Annotated in this window: 15 protein-coding genes; 9 read left to right on the forward strand and 6 right to left on the reverse strand. The window is 71.0% G+C overall.

The window, feature by feature from the left end:
- Positions 1 to 56: 56 nt before the first annotated feature.
- Positions 57 to 1697: a DUF885 domain-containing protein gene (locus tag RN607_RS09095; protein ID WP_313542043.1), complete on the forward strand. Its 1641-nt coding sequence runs from the start codon at positions 57 to 59 to the stop codon at positions 1695 to 1697.
- A 111-nt stretch (positions 1698 to 1808) separates the two neighbouring features.
- On the forward strand, positions 1809 to 2225 hold the full coding sequence (locus RN607_RS09100) for a VOC family protein (RefSeq protein ID WP_313496416.1): 417 nt from the start codon (positions 1809 to 1811) through the stop codon (positions 2223 to 2225).
- A gap of 50 nt (positions 2226 to 2275) precedes the next feature.
- Here RN607_RS09100 and RN607_RS09105 read toward each other — a convergent pair whose 3' ends face one another.
- The 3 genes from RN607_RS09105 to RN607_RS09115 form a co-directional block, all read right to left on the reverse strand.
- Positions 2276 to 2860, reverse strand: a complete 585-nt coding sequence (locus RN607_RS09105; RefSeq protein WP_313542046.1) for a helix-turn-helix domain-containing protein — start codon at positions 2858 to 2860, stop codon at positions 2276 to 2278.
- Positions 2861 to 3101: 241 nt separating this feature from the next.
- A complete protein-coding gene (locus RN607_RS09110) occupies positions 3102 to 4652 on the reverse strand; it encodes a 1-acyl-sn-glycerol-3-phosphate acyltransferase (protein ID WP_313542048.1) in 1551 nt (516 codons plus the stop codon).
- A gap of 19 nt (positions 4653 to 4671) precedes the next feature.
- Positions 4672 to 5499, reverse strand: a complete 828-nt coding sequence (locus tag RN607_RS09115; RefSeq protein ID WP_313542049.1) for a patatin-like phospholipase family protein — start codon at positions 5497 to 5499, stop codon at positions 4672 to 4674.
- A 121-nt stretch (positions 5500 to 5620) separates the two neighbouring features.
- Between RN607_RS09115 and RN607_RS09120 the strand changes: the two genes are divergently transcribed.
- The 5 genes from RN607_RS09120 (at position 5621) to RN607_RS09140 (ending at position 9928) form a co-directional block, all read left to right on the forward strand.
- The gene (locus tag RN607_RS09120; protein ID WP_313496423.1) at positions 5621 to 7303 is read left to right on the forward strand and encodes a cytochrome c biogenesis protein CcdA; all 1683 of its coding nucleotides are present in this window, start codon (positions 5621 to 5623) and stop codon (positions 7301 to 7303) included.
- A 74-nt stretch (positions 7304 to 7377) separates the two neighbouring features.
- A complete protein-coding gene (locus RN607_RS09125; protein ID WP_313542050.1) occupies positions 7378 to 7677 on the forward strand; it encodes a hypothetical protein in 300 nt (99 codons plus the stop codon).
- Between the two features lie 25 nt (positions 7678 to 7702).
- Entirely contained in the window at positions 7703 to 8371 is a 669-nt protein-coding gene (locus RN607_RS09130; RefSeq protein ID WP_313496427.1) for a sigma-70 family RNA polymerase sigma factor, read from the forward strand.
- A complete protein-coding gene (locus RN607_RS09135; protein WP_313542052.1) occupies positions 8368 to 9120 on the forward strand; it encodes an anti-sigma factor in 753 nt (250 codons plus the stop codon). The genes RN607_RS09130 and RN607_RS09135 overlap by 4 nt, the downstream gene beginning before the upstream one ends.
- A gap of 205 nt (positions 9121 to 9325) precedes the next feature.
- Positions 9326 to 9928, forward strand: coding sequence for a dienelactone hydrolase family protein (locus tag RN607_RS09140; protein ID WP_313542054.1), 603 nt, complete (start codon positions 9326 to 9328; stop codon positions 9926 to 9928).
- Positions 9929 to 10000: 72 nt separating this feature from the next.
- On the opposite strand, the gene RN607_RS09145 is transcribed toward RN607_RS09140, so the two are convergent.
- Together RN607_RS09145 and RN607_RS09150 are read right to left on the reverse strand one after the other, a co-directional pair.
- Entirely contained in the window at positions 10001 to 10510 is a 510-nt protein-coding gene (locus tag RN607_RS09145; RefSeq protein ID WP_313542055.1) for an aminoacyl-tRNA deacylase, read from the reverse strand.
- 64 nt (positions 10511 to 10574) lie between these two features.
- Positions 10575 to 10898, reverse strand: a complete 324-nt coding sequence (locus tag RN607_RS09150; RefSeq protein ID WP_313496435.1) for a hypothetical protein — start codon at positions 10896 to 10898, stop codon at positions 10575 to 10577.
- 218 nt (positions 10899 to 11116) lie between these two features.
- Here RN607_RS09150 and RN607_RS09155 point away from each other — a divergent pair, with 218 nt between their 5' ends.
- Together RN607_RS09155 and RN607_RS09160 are read left to right on the forward strand one after the other, a co-directional pair.
- On the forward strand, positions 11117 to 12439 hold the full coding sequence (locus RN607_RS09155; protein WP_313542056.1) for an MFS transporter: 1323 nt from the start codon (positions 11117 to 11119) through the stop codon (positions 12437 to 12439).
- Positions 12440 to 12492: 53 nt separating this feature from the next.
- Entirely contained in the window at positions 12493 to 12837 is a 345-nt protein-coding gene (locus RN607_RS09160; protein ID WP_313542059.1) for a hypothetical protein, read from the forward strand.
- A gap of 218 nt (positions 12838 to 13055) precedes the next feature.
- On the opposite strand, the gene RN607_RS09165 is transcribed toward RN607_RS09160, so the two are convergent.
- On the reverse strand, positions 13056 to 14270 hold the full coding sequence (locus RN607_RS09165; protein ID WP_313496441.1) for a cobalamin-independent methionine synthase II family protein: 1215 nt from the start codon (positions 14268 to 14270) through the stop codon (positions 13056 to 13058).
- Positions 14271 to 14408: the final 138 nt, after the last annotated feature.

The raw sequence follows: 14408 nt of genomic DNA on the forward strand, positions 1-14408 counted from the left end.
CCGGCATCCGACCCGCTGACCGACGCACGTCTGCAGCACGCTGTAGCGTCGTCGCCATGAGCGAACTGGAGCGCCTGGCCGACGCACTCTACGAGCTGGCGACATCCTCCAGCCCGATCGAGCTGATGTGGGACGGCAAGCTCGAGCACCTGGACGAATGGGACGACCTCTCCCCTGCGTCCCGCGAGGCGGTGCGGCGCCGGCACCTGGAGATCGCGCAGGCGGCCGAAGCGATCGACGTCCAGGGCGACCCCGCGCGTCGCGCGCTGCGCGACGTGGTCGCCACCACGGCGCGCAGCAGAGCTCTGATGTCGACGTGGGAGCCGGAGCTCCACCTGGTCAACCCGCGCATGGGGGTCCTCGAGCTGATCCTGTCGTTCGTCACCTCGTTCCCACTCGCGACGGCTGAGCACGGCGAGGCGTACCTCACCAAGCTGGGCCGGATCCCTGCGATGCTCGAGCAGCTGATGGACGTGGCCCAGGCCGCCGCCGACGAGGGTCGGGTCGCGCTCGCCAGCCACCTCGAGGCGACGGCGGCCTCCGCAGAGGCGTACCTAGCCACGCCCGCCGGCGCTGACGAGCGGCTGTGCGGGCAGGCTCCGCCCATCGACCTCGACCCAGCGGCCGCCCAAGGGTGGAGGGACCGGGTGGTCATGGTCGTGCGGGACCACGTCCGTCCAGGGCTCGCGGAGTACCGCACACGGCTGCGGCTGCTCGCCGAGCGAGGACGACCGGACGACCGGCCCGGCCTGGTCCACCTTGACGGCGGCCTCGCCATCTATCAGGACCAGATCTGGGCGAACCTCCTGCTGGACCGGACGCCTGACCAGCTGCACACGCTGGGGCTCGAGCGCATCGCTCTGCTCGAGCAGGAGTACCTGGAGGTCGCAGGCCCTCTGCTCGGGCTCCACGACGTCGACGAGATCTACCGGCGCCTCAGGGACGACGAGACGCTGCGGTATCGCGACGCGGTCACCCTGGTCGCCGACGCGACCGAGGCGCTCGCACGGGCCGAGGAGGCCTCGCACGCCTGGTTCGGAACGCTGCCGACCTCTCGGTGCACCGCGAACGCCACCGATTTCGGTCCGATGGGCTACTACTCGGGCCCGGACCCCCAGACCGGCAAGCCGCCTGCGTTCTACGTGAAGACGTCCGACCCGACGGCCTGGTCCACCTACGAGCTCGAAGGGCTCACCTATCACGAGGCGATCCCGGGGCACCATCTGCAGATCGCGCTCGCCGCCGAGAACCCGTCGCTGCATCGGGTGCAGCGGGAGTTCTTCAACACGGCGTACGCCGAGGGCTGGGCGCTGTACGCCGAACGGCTCGCGGACGAGATGGGCCTGTACTCGTCGCAGCTGTCACGCGTCGGCATGCTGCTCAACGACTCCATGCGCGCATGCCGCCTGGTGGTGGACACAGGCATCCACGCGTTCGGCTGGAGTCGTGACCAGGCTGTCCAGTTCATGGTGGACCACTCGCCGATCGACCCCGTGCACGTGGAGCAGGAGGTGGACCGGTACATCGCCTGGCCCGGCCAGGCGCTCGCATACATGGTGGGGAGGCTGGAGATCGAGTCGATCCGCACCGCTGCCGAGCGCATGGACGGCTTCGAGATCCGGGACTTCCACGACAGGGTGCTGCGCTACGGCTCCGTGCCGTTGACCACGCTGCGGGCTCAGGTCCTCGAGGGCTGACGCCGCGGTCCACGCCCCGCCGAGCGCGCGCGGGATGCGCGGCGCACACTGAGGGTGGGCCGCGCGAGAGTCGGCTGGCGGCACGGCGCGGTGCCCAGGACGGAGTCCCCCATGATCAGCGAATCCACAGCGGTCGCGACCTTCTCGACCGATTCGATCGACGACGCGATCGCCTTCTACGGCACCACGCTCGGCTTGCAGGTGCTGGGCCCCGACACCGTCGGCGTCGAGGACGCCATGGTGGTCCGCGCCGCGGGCGGCACGGCGGCGTTCATCTACCTCAAGGACGATCACGTGCCGGCCACGCACACGGTGCTGACCCTGCTGGTGGACGACCTCGACGCGGTCGTCGCCGAGCTGGGCAGGGCCGGCGTCAAGCCTGAGCTGCTCGAATGGACCGACGAGCAGGGCATCGCTCGAGGAGTCGAGGGCATGCCGCCGTCGGCGTGGGTCAAGGACCCCGCGGGCAACTGGGTGTGCTTCACCGAGGCCGACATGGCGCTCGCGGGCGGCGCGGCGGCCGCCTGACGCCATGGCCGCGCGGGCCGGCGTCGCGGCCGGGGCTCGGTCGCCCGAGGTCAGGGGTGCGCCGACGCCGGCTCCGCCTCGCTCGCGTCGCCGTCGTGCTCGGTGGCCACGTACGGGAACGCGGTGACGTTGAGCAGGGTCGGCTCGGTGCCGGGTCGACGCTCGGCCGCGGCCTCGAACCGCGCGATGAGCGCGTTGAGCTGTGCCTCCACCTCGACACGCTCGTCGGGCGTGAAGTAGGCGACCTGCCGGGCGACGCGGGTGAAGTCCGACACCCAGTCCGCGCCCTCGGCGGCGATGTAGCGAGCCGCGTCAGCGGCGAGCATGCGGTTGAGGCCCTCGATGCCCGCGATGAACTCGGCGGGCGCGAGCGACCCGATGTCCTGCCGGGAGATGAAGCTCTCCTCCTCGATCGCGCGGAAGTAGCGCTCGATGGCTCCGCCGCGCCGCTCCTCGCGCGTGACCTCGATGATGCCGCCGTCGAGCAGCTCCGAGACCGCCCGGTAGAGCGAGGCCTGCGGCACGTCGTCGAGCACCTTCGCGAGCTGCTTGACGTTCATCTCGGACTGGGCCAGCACCAGCGAGACGCGGATGCGCACGGGGTGAAGGAGAAGGCGGGAGCGACGAGGATCCATGGGCAGTCATTCTACTGTCTAAGAAGGCTGAATCGCGCTGGTCACGTCACTGAATGCCGCCCGATCCGCCCCGAATACCACCGAATATGCGTGGAATGGGGGCGGTAATAGGACCTCCGGCCTTCCGTTTGGCATCGTTCTCATGAATGGCGCCATGAAACGCACCGCGGTGCGGAAATCGTCGCCTGTGGAAAGAGAGGGGGCGTCACGGTCCGATGGCGGCGCTCCCGCTGCCGTGCGGTCAGCGCCTGCGACCCAGGAAGGGCACGAACTTGCCCGTCCGTGAGGCGTACTCCTCATACCCCTCGTACGCACCCCTCAGGTAGGACTCCTCGAGCCTGGTCTTGAGCTCGAAGAACACCATGAGCACCAGCACGAGCGCCCAGACGACGGCCTCGCCGCGCGCCACCGCCACGCCCGCGCAGATCGTCACCACCCCCGTGTAGACCGGGTGCCGCATCCACCGGTACAGGCCCTTCGCCACGAGTCCCGTGCCGTTCGGCGTGGGCAGCGGGGTCAACGCACGCCCCAGGTGCAGGCCCGAGACGGCGAGCAGCACCGATCCCAGCACCACGACCGCCAGGCCAGGCATCGGCGCGTCCGGCACATCGGGGCTCCACTGCGGCGGCCAGAAGCCCACGCCCAGGAACAGCAGCGCCTGCGTGGCCACGAGCGCCCAGTCGATGCGCGCCTGCCGATCGAGCAGCCTCATGCGCCTGATCGTGTGCATCCCCTGCTCCGCCGCCACCGAGACCTCCTCGTCCTTCTCTCCGATCCAACGATCGACGCGCTCCCACCAGTCGAACAGCCACGTCGTGCGATCCTCGACGTCCGCAGGGATCTCCTCCGGCATCGCGGTCCAGCCTTTCATGGTGATGCGCTTGTCCACCGGCAGCTCGCGCCACACGTCACGGATCGTGGACAGCCTCTCAAGACCGGTGTGCGCCACGACCACGACCGCCGCGCGCGGGCATGCCTCCATGGCCGCCATCACTCCCCCGACATGCGGCGGCATCACGTGCGGCATCGACTCCGCCCGGTCCGCGAGCGCGTCGTGCCCTGCCTCCCGGAGAGCGCGGATCCTCGACGCGCGGCGGCGCGGCGTCGCGTTCGCGCCCTCGGGGAAGATCAGCACGGCGTCGTCGTCGTCCATGCCGGCGGCGAGCTGGCCGACCGCGTCCGCCCCACCTGCTGCCCCCGAGCGACGGTAGCGACGCGGCGTCACGAAGCGCGCGGGGATGCGGTGGAGCAGCACGTCGATCGCCGGATCCCACTGGAGGGTGTCCTTGAGCACGATCATCGGGTCGCGGTCGAAGCGGTTGAGCAGGGCCTCCACGATCACGAAGGAGTCGCCGGGGCCCGCATGCCGGCTCACGACGATGATCGGCAGGCCGCGCGCGGCGCGGTCCAGGTCCGAGTCCTCATGGACGATGTCGAGCCGCAGGGTCCACCGCACCTGCCAGAACAGCAGCGCGAGCAGACGGCTGGCCAGCGTGTAGTGCGCCTCCTGGAACGACGGCCTCCGCAGCAGCAGCCCGAAGCCGGAGCCGATCCACAGCGCGAACAGGCACACGAGCGCGAACGCGTCCCACATGACGTAGAAGACGGCCATCGCGAACACTCGCGTGAGCCGCAGCCTGCCGGGCAGCGCCCAGCTCACGATGCCTGCGACGGTCGCGGCCAGCAGCATGACCGCCGGTATCACGGCGACTGCGAGGAACACCACCAGCGGCGCGATCACCAGCCGGCGCACCCACACGGGCGGCAGGCGAAGGCTCCTGGGCGGCCTCACGCCGTCGTCCCTGCGCCGGTCACGACCGGCCCCTGAGCGCGAGGTAGGCGGCCGACGCCTCATAGGCGGCGGCGATGCGCGCGTGGGTCGCGTCCATGCGACGGTAGGCGCCCGGCCTGGAGTCGCCCGGCTGCCGCCCGCCGTAGGGCAGCACGTGGACGACGACGCCGGCGGGCACCTGGGCGCGCTCACGGGCGAAGCGATGCCTGCGCGCGATCTCGAACGACACCCTCGCCACGTCGGACGGCTTGCGCGGGGCCGCGAGCGGCTCCTCGATCCGCCCCACCTGGAGGACGTACACCTCGGTCGCGCCGCGCGTGATCGCCTCGCCCAGCGGGATCGAGTTCACCAGGCCGCCGTCGACGAAGTGCTCGCCGTCGATCCAGGTGGGCGGCAGCGCTGCAGGCACGGACGCCGAGGCGAGCACGGCGTCGATCAACGGCCCCTGGTCGAACCAGCGCTCGGCCGCGCGCTCGATGCTCGCGGCGCACACGGCGAGCGGCACGCGCAGATCCTCGAAGCGCGCGTCGTGACCCACCATCGCCGCGATCAGCTCGCGCAGCGGCTCAGGGTCGTTGAGGTGGATGCGGGAGGTGGCGAGCCGCTGCAGCTGGCGCATCCACGAGTCGCCGTAGACCGCGGACGCGGCGGGCGACGCCCACGCGTCGGTGAGACGCTCCACGACCGCCATGCTGGGGTTGGCGGCGACCGCCGCGCCGTTGATGGCGCCGATCGACGTGCCGACGATCAGGTCCGGCTGGATCCCGGCCTCGAACAGCGCCTGGAGCATGCCGATCTCGACGGCGCCACGGACGCCGCCTCCTCCGAGCACGAAGCCGACCGTCATGGACCCGACTCTTCCATGGGTGACAGGCCGTGTCATCCCGCGCGCGCGGCATCCGTGGTCGAATGGTGAGCGTCTCGGGCGAGCGGCCCGTCCCCCAGCAAGGTGCCTCCGAACACCAGACATGATCACTCTCCTCATCGTCGGCCTCGTGTCCGGCATCATCACCGCCATCAGCCCCTGCGTGCTGCCGGTCCTGCCGGCGATCCTGACGAGCTCGATCCAGGACGGGGCGGCGTCCCGGCGCCGCCCGATCGTGGTGGTGGCCGGTCTGGTGACGAGCTTCGCCGTGTTCACGCTGCTCGGCGGGGTCCTGCTGTCCAGCCTGGGCCTGCCGGACGATCTGCTGCGCTGGGTGGGCATCGTGGTCCTCGCGATCGTGGGGCTGGGGCTCGCGATCCCCGCGGTGGGCCATCTGCTCGAGCGGCCGTTCCAGAACACGCGGATCCCCACGCTCAGCCGCGACGGGAACGGCTACGTGATGGGCCTGGCTCTGGGGCTGGTGTTCGTGCCCTGCGCGGGCCCGATCCTCGCGGCCATCACCGTGCTCGCAGCGACCAACGGGCTCAGCTGGGGCCTGGTGGTGCTGACGCTCGCGTTCTCCGCGGGGATCGCGGTCCCGCTGCTGGGGTTCGGGCTCGCAGGCCAGGCGATCGGGTCGCGCGTGAAGTCGGTGCGGACGCGGCTGCGGGGCATCCGGGTCGCGTCGGGCGTGATCCTCATGCTCACGGCGCTGGTGATCGCGACCAACCTCGCAGAGCCTCTTCAGCGGGCGGTGCCAGGCTTCCTCGCGTCGGTGCAGGACAGCATCGAGAACAACGACGCGGTGCGAGGCCAGCTGGACGGACTGTCCGGACGCTCCGCCGCGTCGGCCGCGACGGGCGACGCGATGACGTTCGACCAGTGCGCCGACGCGGACGAGTCCGTGCTGCACAACTGCGGCGATGCCAGGGGCTTCGAGGACATCGCGGCGTGGCTGAACACGCCCGACGGCGCGGCGCCCGACCTCACAGGGAAGGTCGTGCTGGTCGACTTCTGGACGTACTCCTGCATCAACTGCCAGCGCACCTTCCCCTACCTGACGGCCTGGTACTCGAAGTACAAGGACCTGGGGCTGGAGATCGTGGGCATCCACACCCCTGAGTTCGCGTTCGAGAAGGTCCAGGCCAACGTGGCCGACGCGACCGACCGCTACGGGATCGACTACCCGGTGGGCCTGGACAACGACTATGCGACGTGGCAGCAGTGGGATCAGCGCTTCTGGCCGGCGCACTACCTGATCGATCAGAACGGGGTGGTGCGCCAGGTCCACTACGGCGAGGGCGGCTACCAGCAGACGGAGGCGCTCATCCAGGAGCTGCTGGGCATGCCGGACGGCGGCTACGTGCAGGCGGACGACGGCAGCCACACGAGCGGCCGCACCCAGGAGTCGTACCTGGGCGGCTCGCGCCTCGCGTACGCGGAGAACGAGTCGTACACGGTCGGCGAGGACACCGCCTTCTCCGGCACTCCCACCCCCACGCTGAACCACTTCTCGTTCAACGGGCACTGGACCATCCAGGACGAGTATGCGCAGGCCGGCGACGGCGCCCGGCTGTTCCTCCATTACTACGCGTCCGACGTCTACCTGGTCATGGCAGGCACGGGCACGGTGAAGGTGACGGTGCTCGGGTCGGGGACGACGACGGAAGTGCAGGTGGACGGCACGTCCGACCTCTACACGCTCGTGTCGGGCGATCCGCAGGAGGCTGTCGTCGAGCTCGACTTCTCGCCGGGCGTGCAGGCGTACGCGTTCACCTTCGGATGACCCATCCGCCGTGCGGCCCGCGCCGAACACCTGGCAAGCGGCGATCGCCGTTCAGGAGCAACAGGGAGGGAACCATGAAGCTCGCACCCAGGATGATCATCGGCCCGTCGGTCGCGCTGCTCGCCGTCGGACTGCTCGCAGGCTGCAACGACACCACCACGCCGGAGGACTCGATGTCGCCGACGGCCTCGTCGGACACGATGATGGACGACACGATGGAGCCGTCGGCCACGGCCGACTCGATGACGGACGACTCGATGATGGACGACTCCATGTCGCCCTCCGCGTCGGCGGACACGATGATGGAGGACGATCAGATGGTGACGGACTCGCCGACGGCCGACGCGATGATGACCGACAGCGCGAGCTCCTGACGAGCACCACGGTTCGGAGACGACGATGGGCGAACGGCATCTGCGGGCGGTGCGCGGCGACGGGGACGTTCCCGCCGCCCGCGCCGCTGAGCCGTCCGCCGCTGAGCCGTCGGCCACGGCGCCGGGCCGCCGACCAGGCAGGAACGACGCGTGGGACGACCTGCTGGAGCGCGTAGGCCTGGGCGATCAGGGGGCCTACGAGCAGCTCTACGACATGGCCGCGGGGTCGGTGCTCGGCCTCGCGGTGCGAGTGGTCCGTGACCGCGACATGGCGGAGGACGTGGCCCAGGAGGTGCTGGTCGAGGTGTGGCACAGGGCGGCGAGGTTCCGCCGCGACGCCGGCTCGGCGCGGTCGTGGATCCTCACGATCGCGCATCGTCGGGCCGTGGACAGGGTGCGCTCGGAGCAGGCGCACGCCGATCGGCTGAAGGCCCACGGTGCGCTCCCGGAGTCGGAGCGCGCCGAGCAGGACACGGTGGTCGAGTCGATGCACCACGAATGGGAGGCGGCGAGGGTCCGTGCGGGACTGTCGCTTCTCACGGTCCGCCAGCGCGAGGCGCTCGAGCTGGCCTACTACCGCGGGTTCACGCATCGTGAGGTCGCGCAGGCGCTCGACGTGCCGTTGGGCACCGCGAAGGCACGGATCCGGGACGGCCTCATCAGGCTGCGGGACGCATGGGAGGAGGAGCGATGAGCGAGGACATGGATCAGGGCGTGCATTCGCTGCTAGGCCCCTATGTGGTCGACGCTGTCACGGATGTCGAGCGCGCGGCCTTCGTCAGGCACCTCGAGGCGTGCGCCGACTGCAGGGCGGAGGTGGCGTCGCTGGGAGAGGTTGCGGCGGCCCTCGCCGCGGTCGAGGCGGTCGATCCCCCCGCCGCGCTGCGCGACAGGGTGATGCGTCAGATCGACGTCACGGCCCAGCTCACGCCCACCGAGGCGGCTGCGGCCTCCCGTCTTGAGCCGCGCGCCGCCGCACCTGCACGGAGGGCGCCGCGCCGGTGGCTGCCCCTGACCGCGGCCGCCGCAGCGGTGGTGGCCGTCGCTGCGGTGGGGCTGAGCCTGCTCCTGCCGCGCCAGCAGGCGACGGAGGCGTCGGCCATGCAGCGGGACGCCATGATGATCGCGTCCGCGCCGGATGCCGAGTCCATGGACATGGATCTCGGCGCGACCCATGTGGTGGTGTCGGACCGCATGGACGGTGTGGCGCTCATGGGCGCGGACACCCCGATGCCCGCCGACGGCATGGAGTACCAGCTGTGGCTCATGATGGACGACGGCACCGTGATGGCTGGCCCCACGTTCATGCCCGACGCCGACGGCGAGGTCATGACGGTGATGCACACGAGCCTCGACGACGTCGCAGGGGTGGCGGTCACGGAGGAGCCGATGGGCGGTTCCTCGCACCCCACCTCCGACACCGTCGCGTCGGTCACGATGTAAGGTCACGATCCCGTCACGAACCGGTTCTCGCGGTGTCTGCTGCACTAACGTCGGGAGGGCGAAGGGGGCGCCCCTTGGGGCGACCGAGGAGCCTGTCCGCGCGTGGTCAACGGTGCCCGCGTGCGGACAGCTCGTCGCCCCTCGCGGTCCCTCGTGATGCGTCGCTCGACTCGCGCGGCGTCGCTGATCGCGTGAGACTGAAGCCATGGCAGAGATCCTGCTGTTCCACCACGCGCTCGGCCTCACGGAGGGGCTGAGCGCCTTCGCCGAGCGCCTTCGCGCCGGCGGCCATGTGGTGCACTGCCCCGACGCCTACGCCGGGCTCACCTTCGAACGGACCGATGACGGGGTGCGTCACGCGCAGGACATCGGGCACGACGCGCTCGCGGAGGTGGCCCGCCGTGCGGCGCGGGAGCATCGGCGCGCGACGGTCGTCATGGGCTTCTCGCTCGGCGCCGCGCAGGCGCAGCTGCTTGCCCAGGACCTGCCTCGGATCCGCGGATGCCTGCTCATGGGGGGCGTGCTTCCGCCGCTCGCGTTGGGCGGCGACTGGCGGCATCAGGTCCCGCTCGAGATCCACGCGGCGGACCCCGACGAGTGGGTGGATGAGGACGCGCTGAGCGAGCTGACGTTCCGCGCGCCGCACGCGCGGGTGTACCGCTACCCGGGCAGAGGGCACCTGTTCGTCGACAGATCCTCGCGCGACTACGACGGCGATGCGGCCGACCTGTTCGAGCAGCGCGTCGAGTCGTGGCTGGAGTCGGTGGGCCAGCCGTTGGACCACTCGGCCACTGCGCGCGCCCTCTGACGGCTTCAGGCGTCGACCGGCTTCAGGCGTCGACCGGCTTCAGGCGTCGGTCGACTGCAGGGATTCGGTGGACTACAGCGGTTCGGTGACGTCCGCGACGAGCGCGCGCGTGGCGGCGATCAGCGCCTTCGCCTCGAGCGTTGCGGACACCCCGTGCGCGCCGCCGCCGATGGACACTGCCTCTGCGCGCTCCAGGATCAGCGCATCTGCGATCACCGGCCAGGACCGTCCCTCGGAGGGGCCGAGCGCACCGAACGGCGTGATGGTGCCCCGCTCATAGCCGGTGACGTCCTTCGCGGTGGCGGCGTCGGGCATCGAGAGCCTGCTGACACCGAGCAGCGAGCGAAGCTTGGGCCACGAGATCTGACGGTCGCCTGGCACCAGCACGAGCAGGAAGTCGCCTTCCCCGCGACGCACCACGAGCGTCTTCACGACCTGGCGGGACAGCATGCCTCGCGCGGCGGCGGCCTCGTCGAGCGAGGCGACCGGCCCGTGCTGGATGACGGTGTGGACCACGCCTGCGGAGGCGAGTGCCTCGGTGGCGCGAGTGTAGGGAGCTGCCTGCTCGGGGGCCTCGGTCATGGGATCGGAACGCTCCGCAGGGCGGTTCGATTCCGCCGACGACGAGGCGGGGTCGGCGGTCACGTCAGGTCTGCACGCCGGTGTCGCGGCCGACCAGCCTGAGCCCAGGCGGGCCCATCTCGGGCGGCGTGTGGACCGTGAGCGGTGGGTCCAGGTGGGGCGAGACGGTCTCCGTGTACCAGTGGGAGAAGGTGCCGACGCTCGCACCCAGCCAGTCGTCCGTCACGGCGGTGTAGGCGACGAAGTACATCGCGATCACCGCGAACAGCTCGGCGATCAGGAACAGCGGCAGCTGCCGCGCCACCGCGCGGGTCCGCATCCGTGCCGCCCTGACCGCGGGCCGGCGCAACGGACGGATGGCTACGGACGCCAGATTCGGCGTGGTCACGATTCCCCCTAGGTTTCGATCGGTCGAGTTGCCATCTGCTCCCACGCTAACGCGGACGACGGCATTTCGCGCACTTTGTGCCATGCATGCCTGAATAGCAGGTGCCATGCGAACGATAGTCCAGATTGCGGCTTTTGCGCCACGACTGTGGAAGTCTCGTGCTTGCGGCCCGCATGGGAGCATTGACCGCAGCTCCCCCACGACCCGACAGGACGCCGATGCCCGACGCCGACAGCACCTCCTCGGACGCCGCGCCGCATGTCGAGGTGGTCGCCTCGCCCGTGCCTGTGGCGGGCGAAGGGCTCGCTCTTCCGGCCGCCGCGTCGGCACCCGCGACGCCCGCCCCGGTGCCCCCGCGCCGGGCATACGCTGCGCTCGCGGCCCTGGCCGTCGCGATGTTCCTCTACGTGTCCAACGAGATCGCGCCGCTGGGCCTCAACGCGGTGATCGCAGCCGACCTGAGCGTGAGCGAGGCCCGCGTCGGCCTGCTGATCTCCGTGGGCGCGGTGGTGGTGATCCTCGCATCGGTCCCGCTCGCGCTCGCGGCCGGACGCCTGCCCTACAGGTGGACGCTCGTGGGCGCCGGAACCCTGTTCACCGCGGCGATGGCGGTGTCAGCGGCATCGGGCACGTTCGGCGAGCTGGTGCTCGGGCGCGTTCTCGGCGCCACTGCGCATGCGATGTTCTGGGCGGTCGTCACCCCCGCGGCCGCCGGCATGTTCCCGGTCGCCGTACGGGGTCGCATGGTGGCGAAGGTCATGATCGGGTCGTCGGTGGCGGGCGTCGCCGGGCTGCCCGGCACCACCTGGCTGGCCCAGGTGGCCGGCTGGCGGACGCCCTACACGGTGATGGCCTGCCTCGCGGTGGCTGTCACGGTCTCGATCGCGCTGCTGCTGCCCACGTTCCGCGGCTCGGAGGGCTCGTCGGCGCGCGGCGAGCTGCCGTCATGGCCCGCCTTCGTGCGTGTGCTCGCGATCGCGGCGCTCACCGTGGGCTCGCTCGCTGTGCTGTGGACCTACATCACGCCGTACCTGCTGGAGGTGCCCGGCTTCTCCGCCGGGGTCATCCCGCTGCTGGTGCTCGGCGGCGGCGCCCTGGGCGTGGCGGCGATGGCGACGGTCGGACGGTTCCTGGACCGCTACCCGGTGAGGTCCCTGCTGGTCGGGCTCGCCATGCTGACGGTCGTCTACCTGGGCCTCGGCGTCGGCGGCGGCCTGCAGACGGTGGCGGTGGCGATGGTGCTGCTGCAGGGCTTCTGCTGGTCGGTCATCGTCGCGGCGATGATGAACTGGGCCATGCGGCATGCGCCTGGCAGGACGGACGTGGCGGTGGCGGCCTACAACTCCGCCTACAACGTCGGCAACGCGGCCGGCCCGCTGCTGGGGGCGACCCTGCTGGGGTCCATGTCCGCGGCCGTGCTGCCGTGGGCTGCGGCACTGCTGGTGGCCGGCGCGATCGTGGTCGTCGCATCGTCCAGGCCCTGGAACCTCCTGGCACGGATGCGTGCCGCCCGGGGACCGTCGCCGCTGAGAGTTCGCTGAGAACTCGCTAAGACACGCTCTGAGGCGCGCGGACGGGCCCTACCGTCGTCCCCATGGACAGACCTGACGGCTTCGACGGCGGCACCGGCGGCACCGGCTCGCTCGACCTGCTTCCGACCATCCTGGGCGGCGTGCTCGGCCTCCTGGCCGTCGCCGCGCTCGTGGTGATCGCGATCTTCCTGATCCGGATCTCGCGTGACGTCGCCACGATCAGGGCCGATGCGGCGGCCGTGCGCGCGGGCACCGTGGGCGGCGTCGCGCCGCGCCACATGCCCCGGATGCACGCCGCCTCCCCCTTCGATGCGCCGACGCCCCCTGCGCCGGCCGCATCGGTGGGCGACACCTCGGCCCCGGCCGCAGGATCGCCCGAGAGCAGCGAGGGCCGACTCCCCTCCTGACACGGCGACGACGGGCGCATCACTCTCCCTGCCCGTCGTCCACGAACGACGCCCGGTGCGTGGGCCACAGCGCGGCTCACGCACCGGGCGTTCTCATGTCCGTCGGCAGACCGCCGGGGCGACAGCGGCCGGACCCCACCGGGGCCCGGCCTTCGCGCACGGTCACGCGTCGAGCAGGTCAGCCGTTCAGCAGGTCCGCAGTTCAGCCGTGCAACGGGTCAGCCGTTCAGCAGGTCCGCGGCGCGGCGTGCGCCCTCGCCGAGCGAGTCGAGCTTGGCCCAGGCGATCTGCTGGTGCACGCGACCACCCAGACCGCAGTCGGTCGCGGCGATCACGTTGTCGGGGCCCACGAGCTCGGCGAAGCGGACGATGCGCTCGGCGACCAGGTCGGGGTGCTCCACGACGTTCGTGGAGTGGCCGACGACCCCCGGCAGGATCTTCTTGCCCGCGGGGAGCTGGACGTCCTTCCAGACCTTCCACTCGTGCTCGTGGCGCGCGTTGGCCGCCTCGAACGAGTACTCGCCGGCGTTGATCTCGAGCATCTTGTCCACGATGTGCGTGAACTCGAGGTCCGTGGTGTGGGGGCCGTGCCACGAGCCCCAGCACAGGTGGAAGCGGATCCTGTCCTCGGGCAGACCCTCGATCGCGTGGTTGATCGCGTCGATGCGCGTCTGGATGAACGCACGGTAGTCCGCGACGGAGGGCTCGGGGTTGATCTGATCCCACGACTCTGCGAGCGAGGGGTCGTCGATCTGGAGGATCAGGCCCGCGTCGATGATCGCCTTGTACTCCTCGCGCAGCACGTCCGCCCAGGCCCAGATGTGCTCCTCCTCGGTCGCGTAGTACGAGTTGCCGATGCGCGCGGCGGACCCGGGGGCGAGCGCGGTGATGAAGCCGTCCTGGAGCCCGTTCGCCTCGAGCGCGGCGCGCAGGTGGCGCGTGTCCGCGGACACCAGGTCGTGGCCGCGGTAGCTGAGCGGGCCGGTGACCTCGGGCCAGTACGGCGTCTCGCCGAAGAGCACGCCGGCCGTCGGGTCGAAGTACGCCTGCGCGAACCGGGTCCAGTCGCGACGGTCGGCCATGGAGGTGAGGCGCACGTTGCCGGGCGACGAGCGCACAGGCTCGGGCATCGGCGCGTCCTTCGGGGGCAGCGACAGGCCGCCGGTGCGCTGGAACGAGTACGACCACCAGGCGCCGAAGTCGTGGCCGGGCGACATGGCCTTGCCGAACTCGCCGTCGCCGACGACCGTGATGCCGGCGTCGACCTGCTGCTTCACGACGTCGGTGACGGCCTCCTCGACGAGCGCGTCGAACTCGTCGTTCGTCTGGAACGTGAAACCGTCCTCGGCGACGGGGCGCACCGCGTTCGCCTCGGCGAGCTTCTGGGTGCGCGGCAGGGAGCCGGCGGTGGTGGTCTGGATCTGCGTGCTCATGGTTCTCCTCGGTGGGCGACGGCGGCGCCCGACTATGGGCGACCGTCGACACATGTTCGACGGGCTGTCGCAGGCAACTTCCGCGACGCGTCCCGGCTGGTCGAGCCGGGGGCGGCGGATCCGAGGCTTCGTTTGATG

This window comes from Demequina capsici (assembly GCF_032102965.1).
Lineage (GTDB): Bacteria > Actinomycetota > Actinomycetes > Actinomycetales > Demequinaceae > Demequina > Demequina capsici.